The 17,513-nt window shown below is 65.0% G+C and carries 17 protein-coding genes; 12 read left to right on the forward strand and 5 right to left on the reverse strand.

Going from position 1 to position 17,513, the window contains the following annotated elements; genetic code table 11:
• Window positions 1-58: 58 nt before the first annotated feature.
• The 6 genes from J0L98_RS06010 to J0L98_RS06035 are packed head-to-tail and all read left to right on the forward strand — an operon-like array spanning window position 59 to window position 5,182.
• Complete coding sequence (locus J0L98_RS06010) at window positions 59-1,135, forward strand: ABC transporter permease (RefSeq protein ID WP_296410701.1); 1,077 nt, start codon at window positions 59-61, stop codon at window positions 1,133-1,135.
• The gene (locus tag J0L98_RS06015; RefSeq protein ID WP_296410657.1) at window positions 1,132-1,908 is read left to right on the forward strand and encodes an ATP-binding cassette domain-containing protein; all 777 of its coding nucleotides are present in this window, start codon (window positions 1,132-1,134) and stop codon (window positions 1,906-1,908) included. Before J0L98_RS06010 ends, J0L98_RS06015 begins: the two co-directional genes overlap by 4 nt.
• Window positions 1,908-2,852: an MlaD family protein gene (locus J0L98_RS06020; protein ID WP_296410658.1), complete on the forward strand. Its 945-nt coding sequence runs from the start codon at window positions 1,908-1,910 to the stop codon at window positions 2,850-2,852. The genes J0L98_RS06015 and J0L98_RS06020 overlap by 1 nt, the downstream gene beginning before the upstream one ends.
• Window positions 2,849-3,496, forward strand: a complete 648-nt coding sequence (locus tag J0L98_RS06025) for an ABC-type transport auxiliary lipoprotein family protein (protein WP_296410659.1) — start codon at window positions 2,849-2,851, stop codon at window positions 3,494-3,496. The genes J0L98_RS06020 and J0L98_RS06025 overlap by 4 nt, the downstream gene beginning before the upstream one ends.
• A gap of 56 nt (window positions 3,497-3,552) precedes the next feature.
• Window positions 3,553-4,353 carry an enoyl-CoA hydratase gene (locus J0L98_RS06030; protein ID WP_296410660.1) on the forward strand — a complete coding sequence of 267 codons (801 nt, stop codon included), beginning with the start codon at window positions 3,553-3,555 and terminating at the stop codon, window positions 4,351-4,353.
• A 19-nt stretch (window positions 4,354-4,372) separates the two neighbouring features.
• Window positions 4,373-5,182 carry a TatD family hydrolase gene (locus J0L98_RS06035; protein ID WP_296410661.1) on the forward strand — a complete coding sequence of 270 codons (810 nt, stop codon included), beginning with the start codon at window positions 4,373-4,375 and terminating at the stop codon, window positions 5,180-5,182.
• Here J0L98_RS06035 and J0L98_RS06040 read toward each other — a convergent pair.
• The gene (locus J0L98_RS06040) at window positions 5,139-5,732 is read right to left on the reverse strand and encodes a TetR/AcrR family transcriptional regulator (protein WP_296410662.1); all 594 of its coding nucleotides are present in this window, start codon (window positions 5,730-5,732) and stop codon (window positions 5,139-5,141) included. The two genes, J0L98_RS06035 and J0L98_RS06040, sit on opposite strands and share 44 nt — an antisense overlap.
• Before the next feature lie 230 nt (window positions 5,733-5,962).
• Here J0L98_RS06040 and J0L98_RS06045 point away from each other — a divergent pair, with 230 nt between their 5' ends.
• Genes J0L98_RS06045 through J0L98_RS06060 form a run of 4 tightly spaced genes read left to right on the forward strand, consistent with a single transcriptional unit; the run spans window position 5,963 to window position 10,199 of the window.
• Window positions 5,963-6,712, forward strand: a complete 750-nt coding sequence (locus tag J0L98_RS06045) for an electron transfer flavoprotein subunit beta/FixA family protein (protein ID WP_296410664.1) — start codon at window positions 5,963-5,965, stop codon at window positions 6,710-6,712.
• Window positions 6,712-7,653, forward strand: coding sequence for an FAD-binding protein (locus tag J0L98_RS06050; RefSeq protein WP_296410666.1), 942 nt, complete (start codon window positions 6,712-6,714; stop codon window positions 7,651-7,653). Before J0L98_RS06045 ends, J0L98_RS06050 begins: the two co-directional genes overlap by 1 nt.
• A gap of 31 nt (window positions 7,654-7,684) precedes the next feature.
• Window positions 7,685-8,350, forward strand: a complete 666-nt coding sequence (locus J0L98_RS06055) for an energy-coupling factor ABC transporter permease (RefSeq protein WP_296410669.1) — start codon at window positions 7,685-7,687, stop codon at window positions 8,348-8,350.
• A gap of 52 nt (window positions 8,351-8,402) precedes the next feature.
• The gene (locus J0L98_RS06060; protein WP_296410670.1) at window positions 8,403-10,199 is read left to right on the forward strand and encodes an acyl-CoA dehydrogenase; all 1,797 of its coding nucleotides are present in this window, start codon (window positions 8,403-8,405) and stop codon (window positions 10,197-10,199) included.
• 49 nt (window positions 10,200-10,248) lie between these two features.
• Here J0L98_RS06060 and asd read toward each other — a convergent pair whose 3' ends face one another.
• Entirely contained in the window at window positions 10,249-11,166 is a 918-nt protein-coding gene (gene asd, locus J0L98_RS06065; protein WP_296410671.1) for an archaetidylserine decarboxylase, read from the reverse strand.
• Between the two features lie 137 nt (window positions 11,167-11,303).
• Between asd and J0L98_RS06070 the strand changes: the two genes are divergently transcribed.
• Window positions 11,304-12,959, forward strand: coding sequence for an aminotransferase class III-fold pyridoxal phosphate-dependent enzyme (locus J0L98_RS06070; protein WP_296410672.1), 1,656 nt, complete (start codon window positions 11,304-11,306; stop codon window positions 12,957-12,959).
• Window positions 12,960-13,013: 54 nt separating this feature from the next.
• Here J0L98_RS06070 and J0L98_RS06075 read toward each other — a convergent pair whose 3' ends face one another.
• Window positions 13,014-13,607 (reverse strand): hypothetical protein, encoded by a 594-nt coding sequence (locus J0L98_RS06075; protein ID WP_296410674.1) that lies wholly within the window; start codon window positions 13,605-13,607, stop codon window positions 13,014-13,016.
• 171 nt (window positions 13,608-13,778) lie between these two features.
• Between J0L98_RS06075 and J0L98_RS06080 the strand changes: the two genes are divergently transcribed.
• Complete coding sequence (locus J0L98_RS06080) at window positions 13,779-14,546, forward strand: hypothetical protein (RefSeq protein ID WP_296410675.1); 768 nt, start codon at window positions 13,779-13,781, stop codon at window positions 14,544-14,546.
• Between the two features lie 145 nt (window positions 14,547-14,691).
• Here J0L98_RS06080 and J0L98_RS06085 read toward each other — a convergent pair whose 3' ends face one another.
• Both J0L98_RS06085 and J0L98_RS06090 read right to left on the reverse strand, forming a co-directional pair.
• Entirely contained in the window at window positions 14,692-15,159 is a 468-nt protein-coding gene (locus tag J0L98_RS06085) for a DUF1854 domain-containing protein (RefSeq protein ID WP_296410677.1), read from the reverse strand.
• Window positions 15,160-15,168: 9 nt separating this feature from the next.
• The gene (locus J0L98_RS06090; RefSeq protein WP_296410678.1) at window positions 15,169-17,475 is read right to left on the reverse strand and encodes an ABC transporter ATP-binding protein; all 2,307 of its coding nucleotides are present in this window, start codon (window positions 17,473-17,475) and stop codon (window positions 15,169-15,171) included.
• Between the last annotated feature and the right edge of the window lie 38 nt (window positions 17,476-17,513).

A 17,513-nucleotide genomic window follows, 5' to 3' on the forward strand; every position in this document is an offset into this window, starting at 1 on the left:
GGTGACGCCGTCCGACCGTCCACCGCCGGTCATCCGGATCGATGCCGGCGGCGGCGGAATGCAGGTTGCCTTGGCGGGTGACTGGACCTTGCAAGGGCTCTGCCCCTTGCCCGAAGACCTGCGGCGTGAGCTTGCCGTGGCTCCACCCGAAGGCACCTGGAATCTTGCAGGCGTGACCCGCCTGGACAGTTTCGGTGCGGTATTGCTGTGGCGTCACTGGGGGCGGCGGCGCCCCGCCCGCTTGGATCTGCCCGAGGCGCTGGCACCGGTGCTGGCGCGGGCCGAGGCGCTCCCCGGGGGCGGTCTGCCTGCGGAGCCCGGCTACCGCTTCCTCGACGGCACGGCCCAGCTAGGGCGTGCAGTGCATGCGGCCTTGCATCATCTTCTTGGTTTCGTTGCCCTGGTGGGGCACATCCTGATCGGGCTGGGTGGCCTGCTGCGGCGTCGCGATCAATGGCCCCTGCGCGAGATCTCGGCCAACTTCTACAAGGTTGGGGTGCGCGCCATGCCGGTGACGGCACTGGTTGGTTTTCTGATCGGCGTGGTGATGTCCTACCTGTCCGCGCTGCAGTTGCGGGCCTTTGGCGCCGATGCGTTCATCGTCAACATCCTGGGTCTGGGCATCATCCGGGAGCTCGGTCCGGTGCTGGTGTCGGTGCTGGTGGCGGGGCGTTCGGGTTCGGCGATGACGGCGCAGCTCGGGGTGATGCGGGTGACCGAGGAGATCGATGCCCTGACCGCGATGGGGATCTCCCGCCATGTGCGCCTGGTATTGCCCAAGGTCGTGGCCCTGACCCTCGCAATGCCGTTATTGACCCTGTGGGGATCGGCTGTGGCGATCCTCGGGGGGATGGTTTCCGCGTATGTTCAGCTCGGCATGAGCTTTGACTATTTCCTGAATGCCTTGCCGCGCGCCGTGCCCGCCGCCAATCTGGTCATCGGCTTGGGCAAAGGCGCGGTGTTCGGCCTGCTGATTGCCCTGGTTGCCTGTTACTTCGGCCTGCGTGTGCGGCCCAACACGGAAAGCCTGTCGGCCAACACCACGGCCTCCGTCGTGGCGTCGATCACCGTTGTCATTCTGGTGGATGCGGTCTTCGCCATTGCTACCCGCTCCATCGGTCTGCCTTACCGATGAGCACGTTCCCCGTCGAATTGAGAGGCGTATCCACCCGCTTCGGAAAGCAGTGGATCCATCGGGGCATCGATCTGGCTGTTCCGGCCGGCGAGGTGGTGGCGCTGGTGGGTGGATCGGGCAGTGGCAAGACTACCCTGCTGCGCCAGATGGTCGGCCTGCTGTATCCAGTGGAGGGTGAGGTGAAGGTATTCGGCGAGCGTCTTGATGCTGGAGCCCGACACGAGCAGTTGGCCCGTCGCCGCCGTTTCGGAATGCTGTTTCAGCACGGGGCGCTGTTCTCGGCATTCACGGTGTTCGCCAATATCGCCTTTCCCCTGCGTGAATTCGGCGTGCGGGACGAGGGGCTTCTCAGGGATCTGGTGTTGCTCAAGATGGCCATGGTCGAGCTGGAACCGGACGTGGCATTGCGCATGCCTGCCGAGCTTTCCGGCGGCATGGTTAAGCGCGTCGCCCTGGCGCGCGCCCTGGCCCTGGAACCCGAACTGCTGGTGCTGGATGAACCCACCGCCGGTCTCGATCCGGATCTGAGCTCCGCTTTCGTGGAGCTTATCCGTTCCCTCCACCGGGCGCTGGGCCTCACGGTGATACTCGTCACCCACGATCTGGATACGCTGGCGGCCCTTGCGACACGCGTCGCCGTGCTTTCTGCCGGGCGTATACTGGCCTTTGGTACCCTCGACGAAGTCACCAACGTGCGTGATCCCTTCATTGACCGCTTCTTTCATGGCGCCCGCAGCCAGGCCGCACTGGCACGGGGACTGGGGGCTGGCTGATGGAAAACCGCGCCCATGCCATCGCTACCGGTCTCTTTGCCATCTTTCTGAGTGCGGCGGTGGTGCTTGCCCTGTGGTGGTTCTCCGACCGGCGCGAGGTCACCCGGGATCTGGTGTTGGTGAGCACGGGTAGCGTCAACGGACTCAATCCCCAGGCGACTGTCCGCTACCGGGGCATCGTGGCCGGCAAGGTCGCGCAGATTGCCCTTGATCCGGCCGATCTGCGCCAGGTGCTGGTGACCGTGCGCATCCGTGCCGATCTGCCGGTCACGACGGCAACGCGTGCCCGGATGGCGACCCAGGGGGTGACGGGGCTGGCCTTCATTGCCCTGGACGACCCAGGCACTGTCGCCGAACCGCTGACGGGGGAAGGGGGGCAGCCACCGCGGATCCCCCTCGCGCCGAGCCTTGTGGAAGAGTTTTCGAGTACGGCGCTGGAAACCCTCCGGCAGTTGCGCGACATGACCGAACGCCTCGCGACACTGACCCGGGCAGACAACCTCAAGCGCGTGGACAACACCCTGGCCAGCCTGGAGGCAGCAAGCCGTGGATTGGACAAGACCCTGCAGGAGGCACCTCGTACCCTGGCCGCGGTACGACAGGTCTTCAGCAAGGACCGACTCGCTCGGGTGGACCGAACCCTTCAGAACCTCGAACGTGCCAGCGCGGAGGCCGCTCCGCTGGCGATAGAGGGGCGCAAGCTGCTGGGCCGGCTGCAAACCCTGAGCGAACGCCTGGACAGCCTTGCTGGTGCGGCGGGGGAAGGGTTGGCGGGCAGCACCTTGCCCCGTTTCAATCTGCTCCTGCAGGAGCTCGCCACCACTTCGCGCCAGCTTTCCGAGTTGCTTGACGAGATCGATTCCTCACCCCAGATGCTCATCCTGGGGCGCGGCAAGCCACTGCCCGGGCCCGGTGAGGCCGGATTCCGGGAGCCTGCGCAATGAGTGTGTTTCTTCGGGAGTCCCCATCGGCCATGCTGCGCGCCACCCTAGCCCTGATTCCGCTCACCCTGGTGACCGCCTGCGGCGGTCTGCCACCCTCGACGGCCACGCTTTCGGTGCATGACTTCGGCCCCCTTGAGGCGGTCGCGCCGGAACAGGCGGACTTTCCCTTGCGCAGCGTTGAAGTGGTGCCGGCCCCCTGGCTGGCGTCCAATGCCATGGTGTATCGCCTTGTCCACGTGCAGCCGACGCGCCGGCAGGCTTTCAAGGACAATCGTTGGGCTGCCCAGCCGGCACAGCTGGTGGAACTGGTTCTCAAGCGGGGGTTGCACGCCGGAGAGTCGGTGCTCCCGGCGGGGGGGTGTCGACTGCGGGTAGACCTGGATGAGTTCTACCAGCGCTTCGATTCTTCCCGGGTCAGCCGGGGAAGCATCGAGGCCCGGGTTGCGCTTCTTGCGCCACGGGCCGATCAACCACTGGCGGTGCGGGCGTTTACCCTGGATCATGACGCGCCGACACCCGATGCCGCCGGTGGGGTGCATGCGCTCAGAGCGGCCACCCTGCAGCTTGATCGCGACATCCGCGACTGGCTGCGAGGCCTTGACGGGCGTGTCGGCGCAGGTGTGCGTGCCCGCTGCGGCGCCTGATTTTTTCGTGACCGGCAGGGACTTGCCGGCATTTCAACAGCCTGGAGGAGAACACCATGAATGCAGTGCCCGACCTCAATTCCGAACCTTTCCTGCTCCGTGCCGATGCCGACGGGGTGCGCACGCTCACCTTGAATCGGCCTGGGCAGTTCAACGCCTTGTCCCGGGAGATGCTTGAAGCCCTGCTTGCCGAACTGGAGGCCATTGCCGCCGACAGGTCGGTGCGGGTGGTCGTTCTCGCCGGTGCGGGGAAGGCCTTCTGTGCCGGCCATGATCTCAAGGAGATGCGCGGCAACTACACCAAGGCTTTCCATCAAGCCCTGTTCCGTCTGTGCGGCAAAGTCATGATGCAGATCGTCAACATGCCGCAGCCGGTGGTCGCGCGCATCCACGGCATCGCGACGGCAGCGGGGTGCCAGCTGGTCTCCATGTGCGATCTGGCGGTGGCGTCGGATGTGGCCCGCTTCGCCGTGTCGGGAATCAACGTCGGTCTCTTCTGTGCCACGCCGAGTGTGGGGCTGTCTCGCAACATGGGGCGCAAGGAAGCCTTCGAGATGCTCGTGACCGGTGATTTCATCGATGCCGCCGAAGCCCGTCGGCGCGGGCTGGTGAACCGCGTGGTGCCTCTTGAGGCGCTGGACGAGGAGGTGGCGCGCCTTACGGCCTCCATCTGTGCCAAGTCTCCCGCGGCCATCGCCATGGGCAAGCAGATGTTCTATGGTCAGCTCGAGATGGGTCTTGATGCAGCCTATCAGCACGCGGCTGAAGTGATGGCCTGCAATATGATGTGTGAGGACGCCGCCGAGGGCATCGACGCCTTCATGGCCAAGCGCAAGCCCGTGTGGACGGGGAAATGAGGCCTGCGCCGGGCAAACCGTGCTGATCGATACCCACTGCCACCTGGATGCCGCCGAGTTTGACGGTGATCGGGTGGCGGTGCTCGATGAAGCGCGTCGCGTCGGGGTGGGGGCCTTTCTGGTACCCGCGATAGGGGTTGGCAACTTTGATGCCGTGGCTGCGCTGAGCGCCGTCCATCCCGATTGTTGTTATGCCTATGGCATCCATCCGATGTATGTGCGGCAGGCGCAGGCATCCGACCTGGAATGCTTGCGTCAGCGGCTGGCTGATGGGGGGGCCGTGGCGGTGGGCGAGATCGGGCTGGATGGCTTTGTGGCTGATGGTGACCTGCCCCTTCAGACTCGCTATTTCGAAGCTCAGCTCGGGTTGGCGCGGGATTTCGACCTGCCGGTTGTCCTGCATGTCCGCCGTGCCCAGGATGCGGTACTCAAGCAATTGCGACGCTTCCGTCCCCGGGGAGGCATTGCACACGCTTTCAACGGCAGTCGTCAGCAGGCCGAGGCCTTCATCGGCCTGGGTTTCCGGCTTGGGTTCGGGGGGGCGATGACCTACAGCGGGTCGACGCGCATCCGTGATCTGGCGGCCAGCCTGCCCCTGGAAAGCATTGTGCTGGAAACCGACGCGCCGGATATTCCTCCGGCCTGGGGGGCCGGGCAGCGCAATTCGCCAATCAATCTGCGCCGCTTTGCCGAAGCGCTGGCAGGGCTGCGGGGGATCACGGTAGAGGAGGTGGTGCGGGTGACGGGGCACAACGCCATTGATGCGATTCCCGGTCTGGCCCGCATCAATCCTGTGCTGATGCCAGGGGTGTCTGACTGTGGGCGATGAGTGCCCGGATGTCGTCCTTCATGCGTGCGACGTCACCATCAAATTTTTCGTAGTTCATCATCGAAACGCCGAAAACGTAGGCATACAGGAGCATGCTGCGGGTGGATGCCTCGTGCATCGGCACGCCGCAGGCCAGGAACAGATCTCGGGCACAACGCAGTCGCCAGGTGTCCACTTCCTCCACAATGGCTGCGGCCGCCTCATCGCGGCGGGCCCATTCGCGCATGGCCAGTTCAATGAGGATGCCCTTGCGATTGCGGCTGGTGCTGTAAACATCGATGACCCTGAAGATTTGCGCTTCCTCACTTCCGGCTTCCGGGCGGGTCTGCTTGATGATGTCGCGGATGCGGCCGTCCTTCCAGGTTTCCAGAACGCCCGAGAGGAGATCCTGACGGTCCTTGAAATGCCAGTAGAAGCTGCCCTTCGTCACATGCAGGCGTTTGGCAAGAACCTCCACGCGCACCCCTGTGACACCCTCGTCCGCGAGGGTGTCGAGGGCGGTCTGGATCCAGGTTTCGCGGTCAAGCTGGGCGCGTGGTGTTTTTTCCATACGGCGTAGTATTGACGGTTTGAGAACCATACGGTACCGTACTGAAAGTGACAAAGCAAGGTAGCCTGTGAGAAGCTGGCAACTGCTGTACCGAACTGGTGTTCGCGTCTCGTCGCGCCACAGCTCGGGGTCGGAGAAAAGGTTTGCGGGCGGCTCCCTTTGCGGGAGGTTTCATATCGCTGCAAGCCCATAAAACTGGTGGAGAAATTCCAATTTCAAGGAGCACAGCATTGAAGATTCTGGTTCCCGTAAAACGTGTGGTCGATTACAACGTGAAGGTCCGCGTGAAGAGCGACGGTACCGGCGTGGATATTGCCAACGTCAAGATGTCCATGAACCCCTTTGACGAGATTGCCGTCGAGGAGGCCGTGCGCCTGAAGGAGGCCGGTGTGGCCACCGAGGTGGTTGCCGTGTCCTGCGGAGTGGGTGCCTGTCAGGAAACCCTGCGCACCGCCATGGCCATCGGAGCCGACCGCGGCATCCTCGTCGAGACTGACGCGGAGCTGCAGCCCCTGGCCGTGGCCAAGCTGCTCAAGGCCCTGTGCGACAAGGAGCAGCCCCAGGTGGTGATCTGCGGCAAGCAGGCCATCGACGATGATGCCAACCAGACCGGTCAGATGCTCTCGGCGCTGATGGGCTGGCCCCAAGCCACCTTTGCCTCCAAGGTGGCGGTGAGCGCGGGCAAGGCCACCGTGACCCGTGAGATCGACGGCGGCCTCGAAACCCTCGAGATCGCCCTGCCGGCCGTGGTGACCACCGATCTGCGCCTCAACGAGCCGCGTTACGCGACGCTCCCCAACATCATGAAGGCCAAGAAGAAGCCCCTTGAAACCATCAAGCCGGCTGATCTGGGGGTGGATGTGACGCCCCGCCTGACGACCCTGAAGGTCGTCGAACCGCCGAAGCGCAGTGCCGGCGTGATGGTGGCTGACGTGGCTCAGCTCGTACTAAAACTCAAGAACGAAGCGAAGGTGCTGTGATGACGGTTCTGGTTATTGCCGAGCACGACAACGCGTCCCTGAAGGGCGCAACCCTCAATACGGTTACGGCTGCAAGCCGGCTGGGTGGTGACATCGCCGTGCTGGTGGTGGGCTCCGCTGCGGGCGGCGCCGTCGAGGCCGCCGCGAAGCTGGCGGGGGTGAGCAAGGTGCTGGTGGCCGACTCCGCCGCCTTTGGCGACCAGTCCGCTGAAAACGTGGCCGCCCAGATCCTCGCCGTCGTCGGTGCTTCTGGCGCATCCATCAGCCACGTGCTGGCACCCGCCACCACCTACGGCAAGAACGTGCTGCCCCGTGTCGCGGCCCTGCTGGATGTGGCCCAGATCTCCGAGATCGTGGGTATCGAGTCCGCCGACACCTTCGTGCGTCCGATCTATGCCGGCAATGCCCTGGCAACGGTCAAGTCTGCCGATCCAGTCAAGGTCATCACCGTGCGCACCACCGCTTTCGAAGCGGCGGGCGACGGCGGGGCGGCGACTGTCGAGCAGATCACTCCGGTGGCCGATTGCGGTCTGTCGAAGCTGCTCGGCCGTGAGCTCACCAAGTCGGCCCGTCCCGAGCTGGGTGCCGCCAAGATCATCGTTTCCGGCGGCCGTGGCATGGGCAGCGGGGAGAACTATCAAGCGATCCTGGCGCCCCTGGCCGACAAGCTGGGGGCCGCCCTGGGTGCCAGCCGGGCGGCAGTGGATGCGGGATACGTGCCCAACGACTACCAGGTGGGTCAGACCGGCAAGATCGTTGCGCCCCAGCTCTATCTGGCCGTGGGCATCTCCGGTGCCATCCAGCATCTGGCCGGCATGAAGGACTCCAAGGTGATCGTGGCGATCAACAAGGATCCGGATGCGCCGATCTTCCAGGTGGCGGATTACGGGCTGGTGGCCGACCTGTTCGAGGCGGTTCCCCAATTGACCGCCGCGGTCTGAGCCGGCGAAACGACCCCCGGGGCTGGCCCGAGTGAACCTTCAGCCCGATCTCTTCTCCGGAGCCTGGCATGTCTTTGCCACGCTCTGCGGGTTGGGGGTCGCGTTCTGGATTGCGCGCACGGCGCCGTGGCGCCGCATGCTTGACGGGCATCAGCTCAACGCCATCCTCGGTGCGGCTGTCATCCTCACCTTGCTGTGGAGCCTCAATGCCGGGGTCTACCCCGGGTTGAACCTTCATCTGCTGGGTGCCATGGCGGCAACCCTGATCTTCGGGCCGCAGTTGGCCCTGGTGGTGCTCGGCCTGGCCCTGGCCGGCGTCACCCTCAACGGCAGTGTCGAGTGGGGCGCCTACCCCATCAACTTCCTGGTGATGGGCGTCGTCCCGGTGGCCTTCGGCAGCCTCTACTTCACTGTCATCGAGCGCTGGCTGCCACGGCATTTTTTTGTTTATATATTTGTCAATGCCTTCATCGGCGCTGCGGTGATTGTCCTGCTCCAGGGCCTCGTCGCATCGCTGGCCCTCTTTGCTGCCGGTGCTTACCCGGCAGACAAGCTGCTGTCCGAATATCTGCCTTTCTTTCTGCTGCTGGGTTTTGCCGAAGCCTGGCTGTCGGGCATGGCCCTGACCCTGCTGGTGGTGTATTGCCCCGAGTGGGTGGCGAGTTTCGATGACAGAAGTTACCTGATGAACAAGTAAGCCGGCCTGACGGGTCGTAAAACCTAAAACAACATTCCGTGGAGAAAAAACAATGAGCAGTTATTCCGCACCCATTCGCGACATGCAGTTCGTGCTGCGCGAACTCGCCGACCTGGACGCCGTTGCGGCCCTGCCAGGTTGCGAGGACGCCTCCTCCGATCTGGTGGACGCCATTCTTGAAGAAGCCAACAAGTTCGCCAGCGGCGTGATCGCCCCCCTCAACTGGATCGGTGACCAGGAAGGTGCCACCTGGGACAACGGCGAGGTGCGTACCGCCACCGGCTGGAAGGAGGCCTACACGCAGTTTGCCGAGGCGGGCTGGACCGCACTGGCCTGCGAGCCGGAATTCGGCGGCCAGGGCCTGCCCAAGCTGGTCTCCACCGCAGTGATGGAGATGTGGAAGTCGGCCAACATGGCCTTCTCACTGTGCCCGATGCTGACCAACGGCGCCATCGAGTCCATCAAGCTGCGGGGCACCGACGAGCAGAAGGCGCTTTACCTGCCAAAGATGGTGAGCGGCGAATGGACTGGTACCATGAACCTCACCGAGCCCTCTGCCGGCTCCGACCTGGCCGCCGTGCGCACCCGTGCCGTGCCCCAGGGGGATGGCACCTACAAGATCTTCGGCCAGAAGATCTTCATCACCTACGGTGAGCACGACTTGACCGACAACATCATCCACCTGGTGCTGGCCCGTCTGCCGGACGCACCGGAGGGGGTGAAGGGCATTTCCTTGTTCGTCGTGCCCAAGTTCCTGCTCAAGGCCGACGGCACCTCCGGAGAGCGCAACGACGTGCATTGCGTGTCAATCGAACACAAGCTCGGCATCCACGCCAGCCCGACGGCCGTGCTGGCTTTTGGCGACAAGGGCGGGGCCATCGGCACCCTTGTGGGAGAGGCCAACCGCGGCCTCGAGTACATGTTCATCATGATGAACGAAGCCCGCTTCGCCGTCGGCATGGAGGGCCTGGCCCTGTCCGAGCGCGCCTACCAGCAGGCCCTGGCCTACGCCAAGGACCGCATCCAGGGTACCGAGGCCGGTGTGCGTGGCGGCCCGAAGGTGAGCATCATCCATCACCCGGACGTGCGTCGCATGCTGATGAGCATGAAGTCGCAGATCGAAGCCCAGCGCGCCCTGGCTTATGTGGTGGGTGCGGCCACCGACATGGCCCACCACCATCCCGACGAGTCCGTCCGCGCCCAGAGCCAGGCCTTCATGGATCTCATGATCCCCGTGGTCAAGGGCTGGCTCACCGAGGCCTCCATCGACATCACCTCGACCGGCGTGCAGGTGCATGGGGGCATGGGTTTCATCGAGGAAACCGGTGCGGCCCAGCATCTCCGCGATGCGCGCATCACCTCCATCTACGAAGGCACCACGGCCATCCAGGCCAACGACCTGATTGGTCGGAAGATTGCGCGGGAAGGTGGCCGGACCGTCAAGTTGGTCATTGCCGAGATGCGCCGGGTCGAAGCCCAACTGTCGGAGGCGGCTGGCGAGGAGTTTTCTGCCATCCGCAAGTCCCTCTCCGCGGCCGTGACCGCACTGGAGGAGGCCGTCGCCTACATCGTCGCAACCTACGGGAACGACATCAAGTCGGCGTCGGTGGGCTCCGTCCCCTTCCTCAAGCTGCTGGGCATTGTTGCCGGCGGCTGGCAGATGGGGCGTGCGGCGCTGGTGTCGGCCCGTCGCCTGGCAGAGGGCGGGGGCGATGCGTCCTTCTACACCGCCAAGATCGTCACGGCACGTTTCTACGCCGACCACATCCTGGCCCAGGCGCCCGGCCTGGCCTATTCAGTGGTCAGCGGCGCTGCGGGTGCCCTTGCGCTGACGGAAGATCAGTTCTGATCCTCAGCCAGTCCGGTATGGAATCAGGGGGCCGTAAGGCCCCATTTTTTTACCCGTTGGCGTCGGACGATATCGCACCGTCCATCCTGCCGAGCTGTCGCAGCAATGCCTGCCCCATGCGAATCGGGGTTCCGTCCTCGACGCCCGGGCACAGCGCGAAGCCCGGTGGCACGAAGACGATGATGGTTGAGCCGTGCTCGAACCAACCCATTTCCTCTCCCTTGGCGAAGTCTGCGTTCGAGGGGATGTGCTTCGGGCCGCGGTAGCCCGGACGCAGCAGCCCATCAAGCCAGTGCAGGCGGATGCTGGCCACCAGAATGGCGGCCACCGGGACGAGCGTCAGCACGGCCCCGCTGTCCTGGAGGCGTGTGCGGATCACCGCCCGTTCGTTCTTGCAGAAGAGTCTCTCGACCCGTTTGAGGGCCGCAGGATTCACGTTCCAGGTGTCACCGGAAAGGTAGGTCACATGTTCCACGCGGAGGTTGGCCGGAGCATGGAAGCGGTGGTACATGCTCGACTTGAGACGCAGGGTGACATACAGGCCATCCCGGTAGGCTTCCACCAGGTCGGCATCCCCGAGCAGGTCCGTCAGGGGATAGGGTGCGCCCTTGGCCTGCAGGGCATTGATGCCTTCGAGGGTTCCGCAGGCGCCGACGATGGCATCGCAGGGGCTGCTCAGCACGCCAGGGTTCGTGTCGATGGTCCGGGCGCCAGGCTTCAGCGCCCGGGTGAAGCAGGCGTGCATGCTGCCGAATTTCTGATCGCGTGCATCCGACAGGTCGAGATCGGCAAAAAGTCGCCAGATCCGGATGGAGAGGGCCGCAACCACCGGGTTCTCGATCTTGCTGAACCAGCCCATGAAGCGGGTGAGGAGGGCGCGTGGCACCCGATTGGTCAGCAGGAAGTTGAGGTCTTCCTGATCGAGGATGCGGGCGGCGGGTTGCCGATGGGCAGGCTGGTTTTTCATCGCAGGGCCGTCCAAAGATGGAGAGCGCCCCCTCGGGGGGCAGTGAGTCGCGCAGCGGGGAGCGTGGGGGACATTTTCATGGCGCTGTAACGGGGGTCGGTTAAATCAGTCATCTTTCAGTTATGGAGTAAGTGCCCGTGGAAGATGCGTTGGTATTGGCGGGTCTGGGGGCGCTTGCGCTGCCCGGCCTGGTTCTGAAGGCGAAGCGTCGGCTGGAGTTGTCGCGGGGCAAGCACCCGTCCCTCACCGGCCACGCCAAGATGTCGCGGCGGGTGGCGAAGCTGCTGCCTTTCTATGAGTACGATGAGACGGGGTTCTTCAATTCCGATGATGCCCCTGCCGAGGTCGTGGCCCGACGCCGTGAGGGTTTCTTCCGGCTGGCCGGCATCTACCAGCAGCGCTTCGCGGCAAGCGCGGCGCTGACGGCGGAAGCCCAGGAGGCGGTGTCGGACCTTCAATTCACCAGCGCCTATCGCGTCCCTTTCCAGTACAGCCGTTTCCTTCGCCAGCATCTGAAGGGCGGTGCCTTCCTCAAGGCCTCGTCGGGGGTCACCGTGACCGACCTGGATGGCAATGTCTTCTACGATCTGGGCGGCGCCTATGGCGTGAATGTGTTCGGCTATGACTTCTACAAGGAGTGCATGGCCCTTGGCAGCGAGCGGGTCGAGGCGTTGGGACCGGTGCTCGGGGCCTACCATCCGCTGCTCGCCTACAACGTGAAGCGCCTGCAGGCGATTTCGGGGCTGGATGAGGTGTCCTTCCACATGTCGGGCACGGAGGCGGTCATGCAGGCCGTGCGCCTGGCCCGCTACCACACCGGCCGGACCCATCTTGTGCGTTTTTGCGGGGCCTACCATGGCTGGTGGGGTGAGGTGCAACCCGGGGTCGGCAACCCCACCGCAGCCAACCAGACCTATACCCTCAAGGACATGCACGCCGACGCCCTGCGCGTGTTGCGCCGGCGCAAGGACATCGCCTGTGTCCTCGTCAACCCGCTGCAGGCTTTGCATCCCAATGCTTCCGCCCCCGGCGATTCGTCGCTGGTGGACAGCAGCCGGCGGGCCGGCTTCGACAGGGCGGCCTACTCGGCGTGGCTGCGCGAGCTGCGCCAGGTGTGTGATGAACGGGGCATCGTGCTGATCTTTGACGAGGTCTTTGTCGGCTTTCGCCTCGCTGCCGGGGGCGCCCAGGCCTACTTCGGTGTCCAGGCCGACATGGTCACCTACGGCAAGACCCTGGGTGGCGGCCTTCCCGTGGGGGTGGTGTGCGGCAAGCGGAACCTGATGAAGCGCTACCGGGACGACCGGCCGGCCGATATCTGCTTTGCCCGTGGCACCTTCAACTCCCATCCCTGGGTCATGGGGGCCATGGCTGAGTTCCTGGAGCGCATCGAATCGCCGGAAGTGCGGGCGCTGTACGACGGGCTGGACACCCGATGGAATGCGCGCGCGGCCTGCATGAACGCGCGTTTCGAGGAGGCGGGCCTGCCCCTGCGGGTGGCCAACCTGTCCACCATCTGGACGGTGACCTTCACGCGGCCGGGGCGCTACAACTGGATGCTCCAGTACTACATGCGTGCCGAGGGGCTGGCCCTGAGCTGGGTTGGCAGCGGGCGCTTCATCTTCAGCCTCAACTACACTGATGCCGACTTCGCCGAAGTGGTGGAGCGCGTCGTCGCTGCAGCGCGGCAGATGGATGCGGATGGCTGGTGGTGGAATGACGGAACGCTCACCGACAAGGCTATCCGCCGGCGCATCCTGAAGGAGATGCTGGTCCATCGCTTCCTGAAGTAAGCGGTTCGGCGCCGCCCCTCCCGCTGTGGAAGGAGGGCGGCGCCGGGGAAGGGATCAGGTGGCTTCGCGGGCGCGCAGATCGCGCAGCAGGAGCAGCGGAGCCCGGTGGTAGAGCTTGATATCGTGATAGGGGTCGGTGAGGATCTTGGTCAGCCACACCAGCCCGGTCTGCACGTCGCGGATGAAGAACAGATGCACGGTGCGGAAGAGCAGGCCGCCGACACCGAGGCTGAGCCACAGGATGCCCAGGTGGTCGATGTAGCCACCCATGTCCGTGTGGGCGTCGAACAGACCGAACATCGTCGGGTTGAGCCACAGGGCGGGCGGGATGAAGGCCCAGATGGACAGCAGCACCACCTTGCGTTTGAGGTTGTAGCCTACCTTTACGGCTTCCTTGTACTCGTTGCTGACCTTGTTCTCCTCGTCGTAGCCGAGGGGCTCAAAGAAAAAATGGCCGGACTGGCGCGTGACCATGGAGATCAGCCAGCCGATCAGTGCCGCCTTCACCGGGTCGACAAAGAGCAGGGAATATGCGATCAGGAAGCTGATGGCACTGATCAAGTGCAGGGTCTGGTTTACCCGGCTGTGGTGATAGAAGCGGTGGTCGTCCCAGCGCTGGGTCTGCAGTGCGCACAGAAAGTCTTTCATGGAGTCTCCCTTGAGTGTCGAAATGGCCTTCGCGGCAAGATTAAGAAGCTCGCGTTACCGGGCGGCTGCGAAAATGTTAAGGCCGCGTGATCAGCCGTTTTCGGTTCTGCTCCGGGACATGGCGGTTAGAATGCCGGCGTGATTTCGGGCCTCGGGAAGGAGTGTTGGGGGATGATGAAGCCAAGGTATCGCTTGCTCGGGCTGCCGCTGGTCTTGGCTGTGGGTATCGGCATCATCGCGTTTCGTCAGCCGGAGGCGGGTAGCTGGATTCCCCGACTGCTTCTCGCCGGGGGGGCTCTGACCCTGGCAGGCCTTGCCTGGTGGCGCTGGCGGCAGCGGGCACGGGCACGCTTTCTGGCAGGCTTCCGCTTCCCGGTGGGGCTCGTGCGCAAGGTCCGCGAACGCTACCCCCACCTCAGCGACACCCAGGCCGAGATGGTCGTCAGGGAGCTACGCACCTTCTTCCAGGTGGCCCTGGCGGCGCAGGGGCAGATGGTGTCCATGCCGAGCCAGGCAGTGGATGTGGCCTGGCACGAGTTCATCCTGTTCACCAAGGGCTATCGGCTGTTCTGCCGTCAGGCCCTGGGGCGTTTTCTTGATCACACGCCGGCGGAGTACATGGCGACCCCCCGGAGCGCGCAGATCGGTCTGCGGCGCACATGGCTGCATGCGTGTCGCCTCGACGGTATCAACCCCCGCAAGCCCGACCGTCTGCCCCTGCTTTTTGCCTTGGACGGCCTGCTTCTGATTCCTGACGGTTTCCGCTATGCCCTCAACTGCATGGGGCCGGATGGAGCGCAATCAGGCGATGCCTACTGCGCCAGCGACATTGGCTGCGGGGGTGGAGGCGGGGGCTGCGCCGGTGGGTCTGACAGTAGCAGTGGCGATGCGGGCGACGGCGGTGGATGCGGCGGGGGAGGTTGCGGTGGCGGTGACTGAGAGGGTGTGAAGAAGTCGTAGCGAGCGGTACGAGTTCGCCCCGAGAAGCGCAGCCGTACAAGGGTACGGTGAGCATCGCAGGGGCGAAATCGGGTCGCGCAGTAGATTTATCCACACCCTCTGAGGCCACCGCCGGTCGCTGCGCCTACAGAAAGCGGTCGAGCAGACGCTTGCTGTGGCTGTCGAGGGCGTAGCGGTCGCGGATCAGGAAGTTGATGCCGCGGCTGTCGGTGATCATCAGCGCAGGGGCGGCCAGGCGGCGGATGTCCTCTTCGCCCTTCAGCACCATGCTGGTGGCGCCCCGGTCGGTTTCCAGATCCCAGGTGCTGGGCGTGGCAAAGCTGGAGACGTGGTGGATGCGCTGGATCACCGGTATGAACTCGCGGCTGGCCATCTCGTCGGCGATCAACTGGCGGCTGCCGTCGGGCAGGTCGGAGAGGCGCTCGATCCACGCCACTTCCTCACCCTCGGTGTTGATCAGGCCGATGTTCTCGGCCGGGGCGGCGATGGGGAAGGCGCGCACCGGCGTCACCAGGTGGGCCTTGCCTTCCGGGTCGGTGAACACGAGCTGGCCAAAGCTGTTGCGGGCAATGTTGAGATTTTGCTGGGACATGGTGGGCCTTCAGGCGGGAGCGTGTTCGCGGTGCTGGGGGGCGCGGGGCTCGGGGCCGATGGCGTCGTCGTCCAGCTTGCGGGTCTGGGCTTCGTAGAGGCGGAAGTAGGCACCTTGCTTTTCCATCAGGGTGTCGTGGTTGCCGATCTCGACGATCTGGCCCCGGTCCAGCACCACCAGCCGGTCGGCCTTGCGCAGGGTGGACAGGCGGTGGGCGATGGCGATGGTGGTGCGGCCGCGGATGAGGTTTTCGAGGGCGGCCTGGATCTCCATCTCGGTTTCGGTATCCACCGCCGAGGTGGCCTCGTCGAGGATCAGGATGCGCGGGTCGATGAGCAGCGCGCGGGCGATGGAGATGCGCTGGCGCTCGCCGCCCGACAGGGCCTGGCCGCGCTCGCCGACCAGGGAATCGTAGCCCTGGGGCAGGCGCAGGATGAAGTCGTGGGCGTGGGCGGCGCGGGCGGCGGCGATGATCTCCTCGCGGGTGGCGTCGGGTTTGCCGTAGGCGATGTTCTCGGCGATGGTGCCGAAGAACAGGAAGGGCTCTTGCAGCACCAGGCCGATGTTGCGGCGGTATTCCGACACGGGCACCGAGCGGATGTCCATGCCCTCGATGCGGATGGAGCCGTCGGTCACGTCGTAGAAGCGGCAGATCAGGTTGACCAGGGTGCTCTTGCCCGAGCCGGAATGGCCCACCAGGCCGATCATCTCGCCCGGGGCGATGTTCAGATCGACGCCGCGCAGGATGCTGCGGTTGCCGTAGCGGAAGCCGACGCGCTTGACCTCGATGGCGCCGGTGACGCGGGGCAGGTGCTGGGGCGTGGCCGGATCGGGCACGCTGGAGACGTGGTCGAGGATGTCGAAGATGCGCTTGGCACCTGCGGCAGCCTTCTGGGTCACCGAGACGATGCGGCTCATGGAGTCGAGGCGGGTGTAGAAGCGCGAGATGTAGGCCAGGAAGGCCGCCAGGGTGCCGACGGTGACGTCGTTTTCGGACACCAGCCAGATGCCGAAACCCCACACGATCAGCAAGCCCACTTCGGTGAGCAGGGTGACGGTGGGCGAGAACACCGACCACACCTTGTTCACCCGGTCGTTCACCGCCAGGTTGCGGCCGTTGGCTTCGCGGAAACGGGCGACTTCACGCTTCTCCTGGGCGAAGGCCTTGACCACCCGAATGCCGGGGATGGTGTCGGCCAGCACGCTGGTGACTTCGGACCACACCCGGTCCACCTGCTCGAAGCCGTAGCGCAGCTTGTCGCGCACGGTGTGGATCAGCCAGGCGATGAAGGGCAGCGGCACCAGGGTGACGAGGGCCAGCCAGGGGTTGATGGACACCAGGATGATCGCCGTCATGGTGATCATCAGCACGTCGGTGGCGAAGTCCAGCAGGTTCATGGACAGGAACAGGCAAATCCGGTCCGTCTCGGCGCCGATCCGCGCCATCAGGTCGCCGGTGCGCTTGCCGCCGAAGTACTCCAGGGACAGGCCCTGCAGGTGTTCATAGGTGGTGGTGCGCAGGTCGGCGCCGATGCGTTCGCTGACCAGGGCCAGGATGTAGGTCTTGGCCCAGCCCAGACCCCAGGCGAAGACTGCGGCGACCAGCAGGCCGCCGAGCATCAGGGTGACCCGGTGGCCGTCGATGGGCGCGCCGTTCTGGAAGGGGATCAGCACCTCGTCCATCAGCGGCATGGTGAGGTAGGGCGGCACCAGGGTGGCGGCGGTGGACAGCAGCGTCAGCACGAAGCCGGCCAGCAGTTGCCCCCGGTAGGGGCGGGCGAAGCGCCACAGACGGAACAAGGTCCAGGTGGACGGTGGGGTGTGGATCTCCCGGGCGCAGGTGGGGCACTCGTCGGTGCCCGGCGGCAGGGGCGCATCGCAGGTCGGGCAGGTCAGGGGCTCCGGCGGAGTCGGCTGACGGCCCGCCAGCACGCATTCGAGCTGGGCCTTGAAGCGGTCGGAGAGGTTGCGCGCAGCCGGGTCCTGGGCCAGGGTGAAGCGCCAGCCCCCCAGCTTGCAGGCCGGGTTGACCAGATCAAGGGCGGCGACACCGCCATGGTCCCGGTGGCGTAGCTGCATCCCTTCCTGGAAGGTCCAGGACTGCCATGCTCCGGTGGCGTCGTCCCAGGCCATCAGGCGGCGATCGGTCAGGGCCACGATGCCACTGCGGAACTGCAGCTGGGTGTCCAGATCAAGGCTCAGGCTCGCCAGCACCTTCTCGTCGGCGGCCAGCGAGGCGTCAAGCCGGGGGCGCCAGATTTCAGGAACGGCAGGTCCGAGGTAGTCGGAATAGGCGGAAGGCAGGTGTGTGGACACGGAATTCATTTGGGGACGCGATGTGGCCGGGGAAAAGG

This window comes from Zoogloea sp. (genome assembly GCF_017302315.1).
In the GTDB taxonomy this organism is placed as follows: domain Bacteria; phylum Pseudomonadota; class Gammaproteobacteria; order Burkholderiales; family Rhodocyclaceae; genus Zoogloea.

What these genes read in the sequence shown, in the direction of transcription:
- J0L98_RS06040 (WP_296410662.1), bottom strand. Translation starts at nt 5,732, where the DNA reads ATGGAAAAAACACCACGCGCCCAGCTTGACCGCGAAACCTGGATCCAG.
- asd (WP_296410671.1), bottom strand. Translation starts at nt 11,166, where the DNA reads ATGAAAAACCAGCCTGCCCATCGGCAACCCGCCGCCCGCATCCTCGAT.
- J0L98_RS06030 (WP_296410660.1), top strand. Translation starts at nt 3,553, where the DNA reads ATGAATGCAGTGCCCGACCTCAATTCCGAACCTTTCCTGCTCCGTGCC.
- J0L98_RS06010 (WP_296410701.1), top strand. Translation starts at nt 59, where the DNA reads ATGCAGGTTGCCTTGGCGGGTGACTGGACCTTGCAAGGGCTCTGCCCC.
- J0L98_RS06075 (WP_296410674.1), bottom strand. Translation starts at nt 13,607, where the DNA reads ATGAAAGACTTTCTGTGCGCACTGCAGACCCAGCGCTGGGACGACCAC.
- J0L98_RS06060 (WP_296410670.1), top strand. Translation starts at nt 8,403, where the DNA reads ATGAGCAGTTATTCCGCACCCATTCGCGACATGCAGTTCGTGCTGCGC.
- J0L98_RS06015 (WP_296410657.1), top strand. Translation starts at nt 1,132, where the DNA reads ATGAGCACGTTCCCCGTCGAATTGAGAGGCGTATCCACCCGCTTCGGA.
- J0L98_RS06020 (WP_296410658.1), top strand. Translation starts at nt 1,908, where the DNA reads ATGGAAAACCGCGCCCATGCCATCGCTACCGGTCTCTTTGCCATCTTT.
- J0L98_RS06025 (WP_296410659.1), top strand. Translation starts at nt 2,849, where the DNA reads ATGAGTGTGTTTCTTCGGGAGTCCCCATCGGCCATGCTGCGCGCCACC.
- J0L98_RS06080 (WP_296410675.1), top strand. Translation starts at nt 13,779, where the DNA reads ATGATGAAGCCAAGGTATCGCTTGCTCGGGCTGCCGCTGGTCTTGGCT.
- J0L98_RS06050 (WP_296410666.1), top strand. Translation starts at nt 6,712, where the DNA reads ATGACGGTTCTGGTTATTGCCGAGCACGACAACGCGTCCCTGAAGGGC.
- J0L98_RS06085 (WP_296410677.1), bottom strand. Translation starts at nt 15,159, where the DNA reads ATGTCCCAGCAAAATCTCAACATTGCCCGCAACAGCTTTGGCCAGCTC.